General features: G+C 63.0%; 14 protein-coding genes. 5 read left to right on the forward strand and 9 right to left on the reverse strand.

Annotated elements, in window-relative coordinates:
* Positions 1 to 13 precede the first annotated feature (13 nt).
* The 5 genes from OOT33_RS02555 (at position 14) to OOT33_RS02575 (ending at position 4344) form a co-directional block, all read left to right on the forward strand.
* Positions 14 to 952, forward strand: a complete 939-nt coding sequence (locus OOT33_RS02555) for a LysR substrate-binding domain-containing protein (RefSeq protein ID WP_307748412.1) — start codon at positions 14 to 16, stop codon at positions 950 to 952.
* An 87-nt stretch (positions 953 to 1039) separates the two neighbouring features.
* Positions 1040 to 1960 (forward strand): sterol desaturase family protein, encoded by a 921-nt coding sequence (locus OOT33_RS02560; protein WP_307748413.1) that lies wholly within the window; start codon positions 1040 to 1042, stop codon positions 1958 to 1960.
* Positions 1957 to 3525, forward strand: coding sequence for a sulfotransferase (locus tag OOT33_RS02565; RefSeq protein WP_373690481.1), 1569 nt, complete (start codon positions 1957 to 1959; stop codon positions 3523 to 3525). The genes OOT33_RS02560 and OOT33_RS02565 overlap by 4 nt, the downstream gene beginning before the upstream one ends.
* A gap of 85 nt (positions 3526 to 3610) precedes the next feature.
* A complete protein-coding gene (locus OOT33_RS02570; protein ID WP_307748414.1) occupies positions 3611 to 3895 on the forward strand; it encodes a hypothetical protein in 285 nt (94 codons plus the stop codon).
* A 125-nt stretch (positions 3896 to 4020) separates the two neighbouring features.
* Positions 4021 to 4344 (forward strand): UrcA family protein, encoded by a 324-nt coding sequence (locus tag OOT33_RS02575; protein ID WP_307748415.1) that lies wholly within the window; start codon positions 4021 to 4023, stop codon positions 4342 to 4344.
* Between the two features lie 65 nt (positions 4345 to 4409).
* Here the strand turns inward: OOT33_RS02575 and OOT33_RS02580 are convergent, their stop codons facing one another.
* Genes OOT33_RS02580 through OOT33_RS02620 form a run of 9 tightly spaced genes read right to left on the reverse strand, consistent with a single transcriptional unit; the run spans position 4410 to position 15392 of the window.
* Positions 4410 to 5342 carry a YncE family protein gene (locus tag OOT33_RS02580; RefSeq protein ID WP_307748416.1) on the reverse strand — a complete coding sequence of 311 codons (933 nt, stop codon included), beginning with the start codon at positions 5340 to 5342 and terminating at the stop codon, positions 4410 to 4412.
* A gap of 2 nt (positions 5343 to 5344) precedes the next feature.
* A complete protein-coding gene (gene atzF, locus OOT33_RS02585; protein WP_307748417.1) occupies positions 5345 to 7114 on the reverse strand; it encodes an allophanate hydrolase in 1770 nt (589 codons plus the stop codon).
* A complete protein-coding gene (uca, locus tag OOT33_RS02590) occupies positions 7111 to 10707 on the reverse strand; it encodes an urea carboxylase (RefSeq protein ID WP_307748418.1) in 3597 nt (1198 codons plus the stop codon). The genes atzF and uca overlap by 4 nt, the downstream gene beginning before the upstream one ends.
* The gene (locus OOT33_RS02595) at positions 10704 to 11339 is read right to left on the reverse strand and encodes an urea amidolyase associated protein UAAP2 (protein WP_307748419.1); all 636 of its coding nucleotides are present in this window, start codon (positions 11337 to 11339) and stop codon (positions 10704 to 10706) included. The genes uca and OOT33_RS02595 overlap by 4 nt, the downstream gene beginning before the upstream one ends.
* 16 nt (positions 11340 to 11355) lie before the next feature.
* Positions 11356 to 12180: an urea amidolyase associated protein UAAP1 gene (locus tag OOT33_RS02600; RefSeq protein WP_307748420.1), complete on the reverse strand. Its 825-nt coding sequence runs from the start codon at positions 12178 to 12180 to the stop codon at positions 11356 to 11358.
* Positions 12177 to 12647 carry a ribbon-helix-helix protein, CopG family gene (locus OOT33_RS02605; RefSeq protein WP_307748422.1) on the reverse strand — a complete coding sequence of 157 codons (471 nt, stop codon included), beginning with the start codon at positions 12645 to 12647 and terminating at the stop codon, positions 12177 to 12179. Before OOT33_RS02605 ends, OOT33_RS02600 begins: the two co-directional genes overlap by 4 nt.
* Complete coding sequence (locus OOT33_RS02610) at positions 12640 to 13458, reverse strand: ATP-binding cassette domain-containing protein (RefSeq protein ID WP_307748423.1); 819 nt, start codon at positions 13456 to 13458, stop codon at positions 12640 to 12642. The genes OOT33_RS02605 and OOT33_RS02610 overlap by 8 nt, the downstream gene beginning before the upstream one ends.
* A complete protein-coding gene (locus OOT33_RS02615) occupies positions 13455 to 14270 on the reverse strand; it encodes an ABC transporter permease subunit (RefSeq protein ID WP_307748424.1) in 816 nt (271 codons plus the stop codon). Before OOT33_RS02615 ends, OOT33_RS02610 begins: the two co-directional genes overlap by 4 nt.
* Before the next feature lie 39 nt (positions 14271 to 14309).
* On the reverse strand, positions 14310 to 15392 hold the full coding sequence (locus OOT33_RS02620) for a putative urea ABC transporter substrate-binding protein (RefSeq protein WP_307748425.1): 1083 nt from the start codon (positions 15390 to 15392) through the stop codon (positions 14310 to 14312).
* Positions 15393 to 16070 lie beyond the last annotated feature (678 nt).

The raw sequence follows: 16070 nt of genomic DNA on the forward strand, positions 1-16070 counted from the left end.
GAAAGACCGCCCCATGAACGACCGTGCTCCGTTGATCGACAAGAAATTCGCCAGCCGGGTCGACTGGAACCTGATGCGGACGTTCGTGGACATCGTGCGCGCGGGGGGAATCGGCGCGGCGGCGCGACAGCTCAACCGGCAGCAGCCCAGTATCAGCGCCGCGCTAAAGCGGCTTGAGGACCATGTCGGCACCACGCTGCTCCATCGCACTGCCACCGGTGTCGAGATGACCGCCGCAGGCAAGGCGATGATGGCGCTGTGCGAGGATATGCTCGAATCTGCGCGGATGGTGCCGCATCACATTGCCCAGGCAACAAAGCGGGTAGAAGGCATTGTCCGTATCCAGATTATCTCAGGCCTGTTCTCGGCGGAGTTCGACGAGGCTATCGCCAGCTTCCACCGCCGCAACCCCGCCATCCATATCGAAATTCGGGTTTCGCCATGGCGCCAGGTGCTGGATGCGCTGGAGCAGGGCGAGGTCGAGATCGGCGTCGGCTACGACAGCAGCGTGCGCGGCGGCCTGATGTATGAGCCGCTGCTGGTAGAGCGCCAGCAACTCTATTGCTCGCGCAGCAATCCCTTTTTCGGCCACCGCGTCAGTCGGCTCGGCGAGCTCAAGGATCAGGACTTCGTGCTGACCGGCGACGACGAGATCGAGCTTATCACCCATCTGCGGCGGCGCTATCGCCTGGGTACCCGGGTGAGCGGCTTGGCGGAAGATATCAACGAGGCGCGGCGGCTGATCGTCCACGGTGTCGGCATGGGCTTTCTGCCGGTGCTGGCTGCGGAAAACGAGGTCGCGAAAGGGCGGCTGTGGCCGATCCTTCATGCCGATACCGAGCCGACATATGACATCTTCCTGCTCGCGCGTGCCGAGGCCGCCCGAGATACGGCGACCCAGCTTTTTTGGGAGGAGGTCATCCGGCGCATACGCGCCCAGCGCAGGTCATAGCGCTGATCTATGCCTTTCATCATCAATTCGCCTCTCCTTTCATGACGCAGTGCAGTGCAGCATGCTGGCACTGAATGGAGCTACGTCATGGAAACGAGCCTCAAAAACCGGGTCTTCAACTATATTCCACCCGCGATGATCGCGGTTGTCCTGCTGTTCTGGGCCTATGGACCGGAGGCGCTGGTCGCAAACCCGTGGACGATGATCGTCGTCTCGCCGCTTATCGTCGTGGTCGTCTTGCTGCTTGAGCAGATCAACGAGCGACATGCCGGCTGGCGGATGAACAGGCAGGAATTCCTCGCCGACCTCTATTACAACATTCTGGGCGCGACGCTGATCGCCTGGCTGGTCAAGGCGCTGGCCGAAGACCCCCTTTTGTCGATCAAGGAGTCGCTGGGCATCACCACCCAATGGGCGGCCGGACTGCCGTGGCTGGTGCAGGTCATGCTCGTCGTGACCCTGATCGAGTTCGGCCAATACTGGATGCATCGGCTGATGCACAACGTCACGCCCTTCTGGCTGACCCACGCGCCGCACCATCACATCACCCAGCTCAACGGAAGCAAGGGATGGGTGGGCAACCCGATCGAGCTGTTCCTCATCAGCCTGAGCGTCGTTGCGCTGTTCGATCTGAAGGACACCGCAATCTTCGCGGCCTACAGCGTAACCGGGGTCATCTCGACCTTCGCCCATGCCAATGTCCGGGCCGATCCGCCGATCTGGTACTCCTACTTTTTCACCACCATCCGCCATCACAGCCTGCATCACTCGACGGATTATGAGAGCACGCGCTGCAACTATGGCAACTCTCTGATCCTGCTCGATCGCATCTTCGGCACCTATCGCGAGGGGGAGGGCGTTGTCGTGGGGCAGGATGACCGCAGGCGCCTGTCGATCTGGGAGCAGACCATGTTCCCGTTCCAGCCCCTGATCGATAGGTACAAGGCTCGAAGAGCGGGCGCTGGCTTCGCGGGTGATGACAACAACGGACCTGCGGCGACGGCATGAAAGGAATGCGCGCCGCGCGGGTTCAAACCAGCCATTGGGCTTCGCGGGGCACAAGTGCCTTTCATCCTCTGAACATCACGACGGCCTCCGCCGCAAACTCCGAGATCGCACGGCGCGCATTTTTGCGGGGTATGGCGGAGGCGAATGCGGGGCGCGTTCGCGCCGGCATCGAGCACGTGCGCCAGGCCATCGCGCTGGATCCACAGGGAGAGTATCGCGCTCAGCTTGCCAAGCTATACACCCTCGTCCGCCAGGACGGTGAAGCAGCGGCGACCCTGCGCGACGCCGAGGAGGCACCGCCTTCCGACGCGTTGAGCCGCGACACCATTGGTTGCGTCTATGCCCGCTTGGGGGATCACGAAGCGGCGCTCCCTCATTTTGCCGAGGCTGTTCGGCTGGAGCCTCGCAACACCGGGTTTCGCTATAACCTGGCAGCGACGCTCAATTTTCTCGGTCGGGCCGATGAGGCAGAAGCGGCGCTGGAAGCCTTGCTCGCGGTTGCTCCGCATCATGCACGCGCGCATTATCTGCTCGCCAGCCTGCGCAAACAGGACTCCGCGCAAAACCACATCGGCCGGCTGAAGCAGGTCTCCGCCAGGGCACAGGAACCGCGCGATCGCCTGCTGCTTGGCTATGCGCTGGCCAAGGAGCTAGAGGATATCGGAGAACCGGCCCAAGCGTTGGAAACGCTGTGTGCCGCAAATACCGAGCATCGCCGACGGCTGGATTACGACTTCTCGCGGGATGCCGCTGTGTTCGATGCCATCGAGGCGGCATGGCCGCTCGCCGCATCAACCGCGAAACCCCCTCTCGATGCTCCGATCTTCATCATCGGCATGCCGCGCACCGGCACGACGCTGGTGGACCGCATTATTTCCTCGCACCCCGAGGTCGAGAGCGCGGGCGAACTGCAGGCGATGCCGCTGGCGGTCAAAAGCGCCGCCGGGACGCGGTCTCGGGTTGTGCTCGATCCTGAAACCGTCGCTCAGGCAGCGCGCATGGACATAGGCGAAATCGGGACGGACTATATCAAGCGGGCCAGCCATCACCGGCGCGATCCCGCGCTGCGCTTCACGGACAAATTCCCCGGCAACTTCCTCTACGCCGGATTCATCGCCCATGCTTTGCCCAATGCCCGGATTGTCTGTCTGCGCCGTAATCCGATGGACACGGTGCTCAGCAATTTCCGCAATCTCTTCGCGGTCAGCTCGCGATATTATGACTATAGCTATGATCTGCTCGATATAGCCGCCTATCATGTCCGCTTTGACCGCCTGATGAGCGTCTGGCGTGAGCGGCTCCCCGGCCTGATCCTCGAGATCCGCTACGAGGATCTGGTGGCGGATCAGGAGCGCGAGACGCGGCGCCTGCTCGACCATTGCGGTCTGGCTTGGTCCGAAGGCTGCCTCGATTTCCATTCAAACAGTGCCCCCGTTTCTACCCCGAGCGCCGCGCAGGTGCGCCGGCCGATCTACCGCGACTCGGTCGCCCGATGGAAACAGCACGCGGACGTTCTGGAACCTGTGAGACGCTTTTTCGAGGAGGCCGGCATTGCCCTGGACTGATTGCTCTAAACTGTTGCGTCACCTCTTGCTGGGTGCTGCGGCCATCGGCACAGTGCTCGCTACTCCAGTATCAGCAGCGGATGGCTTGAACACGAAAATCGTCTCGTGTGGCGAGCAAAGCTGCCTGCTGGTCACAGGGCGGCGAGCCGATGCCAACGCACAGGTCGCTTTGAATGGTCGCGTCGTAACGGTCGAAGGCGATAGGAAATGGCGGGTTCGCGTGCCGGTCGATACCGTTCGCGCATGGTCCGCGCCGTTCGCGCAGGCTATCGTGGTTTCGATCGCCGGAGTGTCTCACAAGGCGAAACTACCCATCGGAATGCTCTTGGGTGATGAGCACCTTGCCATGCTGACTGTTACCGCCAAGTAATAACGGGAGACCTTCTTAGTAATAAACAGACAAATTCTGTTCCTGTATTGTTATTTTAATCTTCTGGCATTATAAGAATGGCAGTCGCCGGAGAGTGGCGCCCATTCGATATGCAGGAGATGGCAATGAAAATCGGCTTCGTGGCACTGGCCGCGCTCGCTTTCGCAACCCCCGCTTTGGCCGCTGAAGAAAATCCGTTTGCTCAGGACCAGGCAACCCTCAATCTGAAAGACCTCGATCTCGCTACCGCCGACGGGCAGCAGCGCCTTGCAATCCGTATGGATCAGGCAGCGCGCGCCGTGTGCGGTGATCAGGTTGCCAGCGTTCATCTGGCTCTGGAGGCCAAGGCGCGTGATTGCCGCGCAGCGGTCATCGCCGATGTCCGCTCGCAGATCGAAGCTCGCACCGCGATGACTTCGGGTTCGGCAAAGCTGGCCTACAACCGCTAAATATTTCGTCGAAACGAAATAAAACCGGGCCTTTTCATTGAAGGCCCGGTTTTTTATTTGTAGCTTTACTTTACGATTCTCTTTGGCTTCGGCCACCATGTGAGCGTGTGCACATCATGGGCCGATGTCCAGATGCCCTTGCCCGTATAGCGCAACGCGCCGCTGCCCTCGGCCTTGCCGACGCGTTTGCGCACCGTCATCGTCTTCGGGTCGATCACCACGAAGGTCTGATCTTCGGTAGTGCGCAGCCATACCATGCCACCGCCGGTGTCGATGTCGCCCCATTTCAGCACGTCGCCAACCTTGACCCGCCCGGATACCTCGCCCGTCGCGGGGGCGATGCGGGCAACCGTGCCGTCACCCTGTTCCTGAACCCATATCCCGCCTTCACCGGCGGCGAGAAAGCCGGGTGCGCGGCCGAGCTTCGTTGTTTTCACGACGCTGTTGGTTGCGGGGTCGATCCGCTGGATCGTCTGCCGTGGCAAGCAGACTGCCCAGACCGCGCCGTAGCCGTAGGTCAGATAGGATGTTTCCGGGTCGACGGCGATTGTGGCGGTGACCGTGTTGGTTGCCGTGTCGACCCGTGAGATCAGCCCCTTCGCATCGCTCGCGATCCAGATCGATCCCGCGCCCGCAGCAAGTTGAAGCTCCGCCTCCTTCAACTCTGCGATGCCGGTCGGAATGGAGGCGATCAGCTTGGCGGTTTTAAGGTCGATGCGGTTGAGCGTGCCGTTCTCGCAATTGTCGACCCAGAGGCTCCCGTCGGCGATCACCATGGCGCCGCAGGGTTTGGCGATGGCCACCTCCGCAAGTTTGCCTTTGCGGGACCAGCGTTCCACCCGTCCGGCATTGGTCACCCATACCGTGTCGCCGTCCACCGCCAGAAAGTCGGCAAACCCTTCGACCGGGATCACCTGCTCCTTGGGCGCCTGCGCGGCGGCGGGGAACGAGCCGCAGCATACGGCGGTGGCGATGGCAAGGGCACCAAGCTTCTGCATGACTAGTCCTTTCGGTTGATGAACGCGCGCCAGCCGCCCAGGCTGGTGATGTCCTCGGCACCGATCACCGCGCGTGGTTCGGCAACGAAGCCTTTGACGCTGCTGCCGTCCGCCAGCATCACGGTGCCGATGGCGAGCGGGGCGGGGACTTCGGCAACGAAGCTGCCGAATTCCGCAACGCCCAGTTCATAGACCTCGAGCGCAATGGCTGCGCCGTCTTCGCTGTGGACGAGCGCAGGCTTGGGCGGCACGCTGTCCGCCATCGCGTAGAGGCGGTAGGTGGGCGCCGTCTCAAAGGCGCCGACAAACTTCGCATCGCGCGAAGTAAGCTGCCAGTGCAGCGGCATGTCCTTCAGGTGAGCGCCGACAACGGCGAGTTTCACTGTCTGCATTCTGCCCTCCAGGTCGAGCGGTGGTGGGGATGGAAGATCGGCCGCCGCGAGATAGGCGTCGGCGGCATCAAGCAAGGCGCGGTCCGTGTCTGCCGGGCCGATGAGCGTGATCCCGAAGCCGGTGCCGTTGGGGCGGATGCCCGCAGGCACGGCGACAGCCGCCATGTCGAGCAGGTTCACGAAGTTGGTGTAGAAACCCAGCGCGCTGTTGAGCGCGATCGGCGCGGCCAGCATTTCACGTACGCGATAGGTTGTGCCGGCGGTGGGGAAGGCCAGAAGGTCGATAGTTTCCCATAGGGTGTCGGCCTGCCGTTTGAGTTCTGCCAACCGATAGATACCGTTGAACAGCGCGACGGCGCTTATGTCCCGGCCCGGCGCGACCACCGCGCGCACCGTGGGATCGATAGCATCCGGCGTGGTGGCAAGCAGGTCGGCCAAGGCGGCTGCGCGCTCGGCCACCCATGGGCCGCCATAGAGCAACTGCGCAGCTTCCTGTAATGGGGACAGATCGATCTCGACCACATCGGCCAATGTGCCAAGCGTCTCCAACGCGCGCTCATAGAGATGTTCCGACTCGCTGTCACCGAACCAGACCCGCTGGTCCCGGCGCGGCACGCCAATCGTCTTGCACCCGCGCGCCGCGTCCGCCAGCGGTTTGGAGAAGGGATCGGCAGCGTCGTATCCCGCGATCACACTATCGATCAGGCGTGCGTCCGCGGTGTCTTGGGTGAAGACCGATATACAGTCCAGCGTCCGGCAAGCAGGCACGAGTCCGCGATTGCTCCACCGGCCCTTGCTGGGCTTGAAGCCGATCAGGTGCTGGAATGCGGCAGGTACGCGGCCGGACCCGGCGGTATCGGTGCCAAGGGCGAAGGGCACCAGCCCCGCCGCCACCGCGACCGACGATCCAGAACTTGAGCCGCCACTTACGTAGGCGAGATTATAGGCGTTGAGAGGCGCGCCATAGGGGCTGCGCGTGCCGTTGAGGCCGGTGGCGAACTGATCGAGGTTGGTTTTGCCGACGCAGATCGCGCCTGCGGCCGTGAGGCGCTCGATGACGGTGGCGGAGCTTTGGGGCGAATAAGCGAAGGCAGGGCAGGCCGCCGTGGTGTCGAGGCCGGCCACATCGATGTTGTCCTTCGCAGCGAACGGTACTCCGGCGAGCGGCAACACTTCGCCCGCCGCCACGCGCGCATCGACCTCGCGCGCCGCAGCGAGAACTGCTTCCTTGCTGAAGCGACTGATCCACACTTGCGGCTGGATCGCGTCATAAGCGCTGATCCGGGTGAGCGCGTCATGCACAACCGCGACAGCGCTGATCTGCCTGGCATTGACGGCATCGGCGATGGCCACCGTGGTGCGGAGGTCGGGCATGCTCATGCCTCGGCCATCAGCGCAAGCATCGGCGCGCCGGGTTGCAGCGCCTGCCGCTCCTGCACATAGATCGCCGCGACGGTTCCCGCGCCCGGACTTTGCACGGCACATTCCATTTTCATGGCCTCTATGATCGCGATCGTATCGCCCGCCTTCACCGCGTCGCCCGCCGACACCAGCAGCTTCCAGACGCTCCCGCCGAAGGGGGCCTCCACAAGATTCGCGCCGTCTGGCAAATCGATCGTCGCAGCGCGCGGCGCATCGCTGTCAGTAAGGTCGGTGATCCGGTCGAATTCGCCGCTAGCCCTCCATTCCGCGCGCTCTGCTTCAAATGCGGTCTGTCGCTGGGTCTCAAACGCGGCAATGGAGTCTGCATTGTCAGCGAGGAACGCGCGATAGTCCGCCAGCCGGAATTCAGACTGCTCGATGCGGATCGATCGCCTGCCCGTTGGAAAGTCCCGCCGCCATTCAACCAGCTCTTCGGCGCTGACGGGGTAAAAGCGGATCTGATCGAAGAAGCGCAGCAGCCACGGCTTGCCTTCGATGAAGGCATCGGTCTGGCGGTGGGTATTCCACACCTGGATGGTGCGGCCGAACAGCTGATACCCGCCCGGACCCTCCATGCCATAGATGCACATATAGGCGCCGCCGATGCCCACAACATTGGGCGGGGTCCAGGTTCTCGCCGGATTGTATTTCGTGGTGACGAGCCGGTGGCGCGGATCGACCGGGGTGGCAACGGGCGCGCCGAGGTAGACGTCGCCCAGACCCAAGACGAGATAGTTGGCCTCGAAAATCAAATTCTCTACCGCCGCCGCGTCCGGCAGGCCGTTTACGCGTCGGATGAACTCGATGTTGTCCGGGCACCAGGGCGCGTCGTCCCGGACCGTCCCCATATATTTCTCGATCGTTTCGATCGTCGCCGGATCACGCCAGCTCAGCGGCAGGTGGACGATGCGCGAAGGAATCGTAAAGTCCTCAAGGTCGCCCAGCCGCTCTTCCGCCTCGATCAATGCGGCGAGGGCGGCACGCTGGTTTAGCCGCTCGCCATCGAAATGCAGCTGCAGCGAGCGGATGCCGGGCACGATGTCGACCACGCCGGGCAGGGCCAGCCGCTCAAGCTCGCACATCAGGGCATGAACCCGGATGCGCAGCTCGATGTCGAGCACTATCGGCCCATATTCGACGAGGATATTGCGGTCTCCTTGCTGCCGATACACGGTGCGAGGCCGTGCGCCTTGCGCCGCCATCTCGGCCAGGATGGGGTACAGCGCTTCGATAGGCCGCGCGGGGCTTGATGGAGAGGACACGCCGTCCCTCATGAGGAGGTTTTGCTGGCGGTCAGCCGCCGCCGCGTCGTCTATCGTCACGGGCAGGAAGCGCAGTTTGTCTCCCGGCGCAAGCTGGCCGATTTTCCAGCGGTCGGCTGCGATCACCACGAATGGGCAGACGAAGCCGCCGAGCGAGGGGCCATCAGGCCCGAGGATGATCGGCATGTCACCGGTGAAATCCACTGCGCCGATGGCGTAGGGGTTGTCGTGAATGTTGGACGGGTGCAGGCCAGCCTCGCCGCCGTCTGTCCGCGCCCATTGCGGCTTGGGGCCCACGAGGCGGACGCCGGTGCGGTTGGAATTATAATGCACCTGCCATTCGGAGGAGACGATCGCGTCGATATCTTCCGGGGTGAAAAACTCGGGTGCGCCATGCGGACCATAAAGGACGCGCAAGTTCCATTCCGTTGAGAGACGTGGCAGGGCGACCTGAGGCAGCGGAGCGGACGTTTCCTTGTCGCCCAGATGCAGCGTGTCTCCAGCCAGCAGGCGCCGCGCGGCATGGCCGCCAAACTGGCCCAGCTCGAACGTGCTGCAGCTACCGAGATAGGGCGCGATGTCCAGCCCACCCGCAAACAACAGATAACCGCGCATTCCGCCGCCAGATGCGCGGCCGAGCGTGAGCGTCTGGCCCGGCTCAATATCGATCGCCTTCCCGCGCTCGACTGGAACACCATCCACCATCGCGCCGAAGTCCGCACCCATCAGGCAGATGCGCGCTGGCGCCGTGAAGGCGAGGGTAGGGCCATTCAGCGTCATTTCCAGCCCGGCCATGCCCTCCGGATTGCCGAGCAGCCGGTTACCGAGGCGGAACGACTGGTCGTCCATCGGGCCGGATGGAGGAACGCCGACCGCCCACAAATTTTGTCGACCCGGCCAGTCCTGCACGGTCGTCGCCGTGCCTCCGCTGATCACCCTGACGCTGCGCGGATGGAATGCGATGCCATCCAGCAGTCGCGTTGACACCTCGCCGCTAACGAAGGGATCGCAGCGCACCACGTCCCGCAGCCAGCGCAGATTGGTCTCAATGCCGTCGAGCCTCGTCTGGTCGAGCGCCGCCTGCATCGTGGCGATCGCCTCGGCCCGTGTCTGCGCGTGAACGATCAGCTTGGCCAGCATCGGGTCGTACCAGATGGAGACCTCGGTTCCCCCTGTCACCCATGTCTCGGCGCGGACATCGGCGGGAAACTCCACCGTGGTCAGCATGCCTGAGGTCGGCCGGTAATCCAGCGCCGGGTCCTCTGCATAGAGGCGCACCTGCACCGAATGGCCAGCGGGGGAGGGCGGTGGTCCATCGAGGAAGGCAAAGTCACCCGCCCCGCCGCGGATCATCCATTCGACCAGGTCGATGCCCATCACCTCTTCGGTCACACCATGCTCGACCTGAAGGCGCGTGTTCATCTCGAGGAAGAAGAACTCCTCGCGCTCGGCGTCATAGAGAAACTCCACCGTCCCGGCGGAGCGATAACGGGCGGCTTGCCCCAGTCGGGTCGCGGCGGCGATTAGGTCTGCGCGAACTCTATCCGGCAGCAACGGCGCGGGTGCTTCCTCGACAACCTTCTGGTTGCGGCGCTGGAGCGAGCAGTCACGCTCGCCCAAGGCCATAACCCGGCCTGCGCCATCGCCGAAGATCTGCACTTCCACATGCCGGGCGCGGCGGATGTAGCGTTCAAGAAAAATCCCGGCGTCGCCGAAACTGCTCTGCCCTTGGCGCGCCACTGTCGCGAACCCCTCGCGCACTGCGGCCTCATCCTCGCAGACGCGCATGCCGATGCCCCCGCCGCCCGCCGTCGCCTTGAGGATCACGGGATAGCCGATTTCGCGCGCGGCGGCTGCCGCCTCCTCCTCATCGGTGAGCAATCCCGTGCCCGGCGCCAGCGGCAGGTCATGCGCAGTCGCCAGCGCGCGGGCACTATGCTTAAGGCCGAAGGTGCAGATGTTTTCGACCGTCGGGCCGATAAAGACGATTCCGGCCTGCTCGCAGGCTTGCGCGAACTCGACATTCTCGGCGAGGAAGCCATAGCCCGGATGGATTGCCCCCGCGCCGGTGGCCCTTGCGGCCTCCAATATGGCTTCGATGTTGAGATAGCTGTCCGACGCGCGCGCCGGGCCGATGCAAACGGCTTCATCGGCTTCGGACACATGGAGCGAGCCTTCGTCCGCTTCCGAATAGACCGCCACAGACCGGAGGCCCATGCGCCGCAGCGTGCGAATGATGCGCGTGGCAATGGCGCCCCGATTGGCGATGAGAACCGTGTCAAAGCTCATGCGGTGACGATCATGCGTACGGGCGTGGGGTTGAAGCCATTGCAGGGATTATTGATCTGCGGGCAGTTGGAGACGACGACGATGACGTCCATCTCGGCGCGTAGATCGACAGTGAGGCCGGGGGCTGAGATGCCGTCGACAATGCCGAGCGACCCGTCCGCCTCCACCGGCACGTTCATGAAGAAGTTGATGTTGGAAACGATGTCGCGCTTGCCGCGTCCCTCGCGCAGATTGGCCTCCAGGAAATTTTCGACGCAGGCATGCTCCGCTTTGGTGTGATGGCCATAGCGCAAGGTGTTGGACTCGCACGAGCAGGCACCGCCAATGGTGTCGTGATACTCCACCGAGGTGGCCGCTATGGTCATCATCGCTCGCCCCTCGTTGGAGCGCAGCACCGTGCCCTCGCGCAGAAACAGGTTGCCCTGCGCCGCCACAGTGTCCTGCGCGCTGTAACGCTCGGTGTCGTCCTCCGCCGCATAGAGCAGGAAATCCACCGCCTGGTTGCCTTCCAGGTCGACGATGCGCAGCGTCTGCCCTGCATGGACATGATGCAGCCACGGCGCGCGCGCAGGCACGATCTCGTCGTGGATCACGGCTCCGGCCAGACCGGAAAGATGGGGATCGACGCTCATGGTGGCCTGTTCCTTGTTACCGGCGGAAATAGTCTTCGACATTCTCGAAGGCACGCAGGCCCTCGGGCGTCGCATTGCGAATGGCATCGTCCAGCGGCGTGATCGCGCCGCGCCATGCCGTCGCGCGCAGCGGGGTCACGCTCCACTCCGCGCGCGGGTCGAGCACATGGGGGCAGTTGGCGATGACGACGATCACATCCATCTCGGCTCGGAGCATCACAGTCCGCCCCGGATTGAAGGGACCGATCTGGGGAGTGATCGCCCCGTCCTGCTCGATCGTCACGCCCTTGAACAGGGTCACGCAGGGGTGGACGTCGCGCCGCTGCAACCCATGCTTGGCCGCGCCCAGCAGGAAACGGTCCCGACCGTTGGGAAAAGGGCCACTGTTCGCGCCATTGCCATATTTGGCGGCGTTCGTGGCGGCGTTCGATGTGCCGCAAAAGCAATCATGGGTGCCGGCATTGTCCTCAAGAATGCTCATGAGCACCCGGCCCATGTCAGACAGCAACAGCTTGCCCGCGCCGAGATAGGCGTTCCACTGCACCTTCACCGTGTCGGCCACATTGAGCCGTTCGGTCGGCATCTCGGCATTGAACAGCAGGATCGAGGCGCACGCATCGCCCTTGAGATCGATCAGCCGCAGCCGCGAACCGCGCTTCAGCCGCCGCGTGGCATAGCCCCCCGCAGCAATCGTCTCCTCCCACAGCAGATCGTCAGGTGACACGCCGGTGGGCAGATCGTCCGCAACAGGGGGCAGCACCGGCATAGCCTCGACCACGGTACCCGCCATGGCGCGGGCGTGATCGCGCGCGGCGAGCGGATTGGCGAGCACTTCGGTCATGCCGCCGCCCCCTTGCCTTGCGCGTCCTGCTCGTAGAGCGGAGGCAACAGCGTGGTCGTGGTGGTGAGATGGAGTTGATGAACGCCGCGCACCCGCCGCAGCGCGTCGCACAGCTCCTTCAGCCGCAGCGCCGGACCCTGCACCAGCAGAACCTCCAGCGACTGGTCATCCTCAAGGAACACATGCTGTGAAGAGATCACCTCGCGCAGATAATCCGCCTGCGTCTGGGCAAGCTGGTGCCGCACCCGCCCTCGGTCGCCGCGATAGACCATGGTGATCGTGCCCGCGAGCATCTCGTCCGGACGGGTGAAGGCTTCATGCTCGGCGAGCGCGTGGCGGATCAGCTCGGCGATCAGTTGCGAGCGCGACGGCAGCTCGCGCTCTGACACCATCATATCGAGCTGCCGGAACAGCTCACCCGGAAGGCTGATGCTCAGCCTCGCGAGGCTGGCGATTTCGCTACCCATGTCCAATGCTCTCCTTGGTGTTCAGGTTGGCGTCGATTGCGGGAGCAAGCGTGTCCGCCAGCATCTGCTCGCCCTCAGCCCGATCCTTGTGGTTGCGCAGCGCGAGGTCGTAGATCGCGGTCGCGCCAAAGCGATGCGGCGCGTCGGGATCGTGGCGGCGCTTGTCCAGCGTCAACACCCGCGTGCCCAGCTTGAAGGCCTCGCGGATATCGTGCGTCACCATGATGATCGTCAGCGCATAGTCATTCCACAGCCGCGTGATAAGCGCGTGCATATCCGCGCGTATACCCGGGTCGAGCGCGCCGAACGGCTCGTCCAGCAGCAGGATGCGGGGGCGCTTGATCAGCGCCTGCGCGATGGCGAGCCGCTGCTGCATGCCGCCGGACATCTGGGCCGGATACAGGTGCCTTGAGTCTGCCAGGCCCACGGCGTCGAGCATGTCGGTTGCCTGCGCCATGGCTGCCTTGCGCGCGCTGCCAGTCAACCGCGCCAGCAGTGGCGCCTGCTCGCATTCAAGTCCAAACATGGTGTTGCGCAGCGCCGAGAGGTGCGGGAACACCGAATAACGCTGGAAAACGACGCCGCGATCCGGTCCGCATTCCCCGCCGAGGGGCGCACCGTCGAGCAGGATAGTACCACGCGTCGGCATTTCCTGACCCAGCACCACGCGAAGCAGGCTGCTCTTGCCTGCACCCGAAGGCCCGACGATGGAGACAAAGGACCGTTCCTCGATATCGAGGTTGACGCGCTCCAGCACGATCTTGTCGCCATATTCGACCCAGACGTTCCGGAGGCTGAGGAGTGCGCTCAATGGCTTGCTCCATGCGCCCATGGGAACGCCTGCTTGCTGAGAACTACCAGCACAGCATCCATGGCTATCGCCAGCAGGGCGATCCAGGCCACATAGGGGATGATCACATCCATGGAGAGATAGCGGCGGACGAGAAAGATGCGATAGCCAAGCCCGATGTCCGATGCGATGGCTTCTGCCGAGATCAGGAACACCCAGGCGGGACCGAGCGCCAGCCGGATTGCATGAAGCAGCCGCGGCATCGCCTGCGGCAGCGCGACGCGGATCATGATCTGCCAGGAGCTTGCGCCCAGCGTCTGTGCCTTGATGATCTGCTCGCGCGGCAGGCCGCTGACATGGGCGGTAATGTCGCGGATCATCACCGGCGCAATGCCGATCACGATGAGCGCGATCTTCGCCGTCTCGCCAAGGCCTAGCGCGATGAAGAGAATGGGCAGCAGCGCAATCGGCGGGATCACCGCTATCGTGGTCACCAGCGGACCGAATGTTGCGCGCAGGGGCGGGAGGACACCGAGTACAAGGCCGATGAGGAGGGTGGCGAGGGTTGCTATACCCAGCCCCAGACCGAGGCGCTGGAGGCTTGCCCATGTGTCTGCCCAGAAGATGATTTTCCCGGTCAGCTGATCTGTGTTGAACAGCAGGCTGGCCATCCCTTCGGCCATGCCGCCCGGCAGGGGGAGGATCTTGTCAAAGGGATTGGCCGCGTGGCGTTGCGCAGCCAGGAACAGGTAGAGCAGCACAAGGAGCACGATCGGTATGGCGCCGAACAGCGCGGCTTCCCTTCGGCGAACATGGCGGTTCACCCAGCGCATAATGTCACCTCACCTTCCAGTGGAGCGGGCCAGTGTGGATCAAAGTTTCCCGTCGGCAGCCATCTTCATGAAGCTCTCGTCGAACCTCAGCGTCACGCGCGCGGGGTCGCCGAGCGTCTTTGCTCCGGGAAAGGCCATGCCCACGGCGTCTGCCGAAGAAGCACCCTTGAACAACCCCTGGTTGAAGCTGAAATCGCGCACCAGTGTCATCGTCTTGATCAGCGCCGGGGAGGACGTCGCCGCGACCGCCGCCTTGGGATCGGTGTAAAGATAGGTTGTCGACAACTGGCTGTCGAAGCTTTCCGGCGTGGTCCCGGCGAGCTTCGCCATCGCCGCGCGCGCTTCCTTGCCTTGGGCATCTTGCCTTTGCATCAGGGCTACCGTTTCATACCATATGCCCGCCAATGCCTTGCCGAGATTGGGGTTGGCCTTCAGCGTCGCCGTATCAACGACCATGAGGTCGAGGATTTCACCCGGAATTTGCGAGGAGTTGAACACCTCCTTCGCGCCCGCCTGGCCCTTCATCACCGAGAGTTGCGGGTTCCAGGCCACCGCCGCGCGGGCATCGGGGCTACCGAAAGCGCCGACAATATCCGCGTCAGACGTGTTGATCGTCTTGATGTCGGTGGGTTTCAGGCCTGCCTTTTCGAGGCCGCGAGCGAGCAGATAGTGCGACACCGAAAGCTCGACCAGATAGACTTGACGGCCCTTGATATCGCCGAGCGTATTGGCGCCCTTGAGCAGAATCCCGTCATTGCCGTTCGAGTAATCGCCGACGATGATGGCGCTGGTGTCCTTGCCACCGGCGGCCGGGATGGTCAGCGCATCCATGTTGGTCACGGTTACGCCGTCAAACTTCCCGGCGGTGTACTGGTTGATGGATTCCACATAATCGTTCACCTGAACGACGTTGATCTTGATCCCGTATTTATCGGCCCATTTCTTTACGATCCCGGCCTGCTGGGCATAAGGCCACGGCATCCACCCGGCGTAAATCGTCCAGCCGATATTGAACTCCTTGCGGGCTTGGGCTTCGGGTTCCGGTGACTTGGAGCAGGATGCCAGCATGAGTGCCCCTGCCAGCGCTGCGATCTTTCCCGCCTTGCCAATCACCCTGATCATGATTCGGTCCCCTTTCGCAGTGCAGCATCACCTGACAGGCAACGCTTGTCCATAGAAAATATTACGATTCCAGAAGGCCGTAATAATTTTTTTGCAGGATGAGGCATTCGGCGTACGCGCAGCTCGCATGAAGCGGCCCATTTCCGCGTAGCCTCATCACATTCAACAAACCCCTGTATTACTGGATATATTCCATCGCTTGAAGAAAGAGCCGAATGATTCGCGAATCGATTCGCCGCTTGGAGGCCTGGCTCCGCCGGATGGAGGGTGTCTCAGTATTACTGCCGAAGGTTGCGACGTGAAAATTGGCCCGGATATCCGCCAATTTGTGCAGAGCAGTATGAAACACGTCGGCACTGAGCAACTGCAAAATTATTACGCTTGACGCGATCGGTAATATCCATACCGTATCGGTATTGCTTGCGAAAACAGCAACAGAACGAGGACCGGCGTGGGCACAGCCTGCGCGTTACAGGGGGTCAACATTTTGGGCTTTGGCCTGAGACCAGTTCTATCCTTTGCAATGTCGCCGGTGGCGACGGCTGGGCTCTGGAATTGCTCACTCAGCCACGCGGTTCGCGGACGAGGGGTCGGCACAGCGGGCCGAAGCAGAACGAGACACAATGGCGATGCCGCTTCTTTGCGGACAAGCCGTCCAATCAAGGCGCGGGCATAGCC

Origin of the sequence: Sphingobium sp. DEHP117 (genome assembly GCF_030867385.1) — a bacterium.
Taxonomy (GTDB): Bacteria; Pseudomonadota; Alphaproteobacteria; order Sphingomonadales; family Sphingomonadaceae; genus Sphingobium.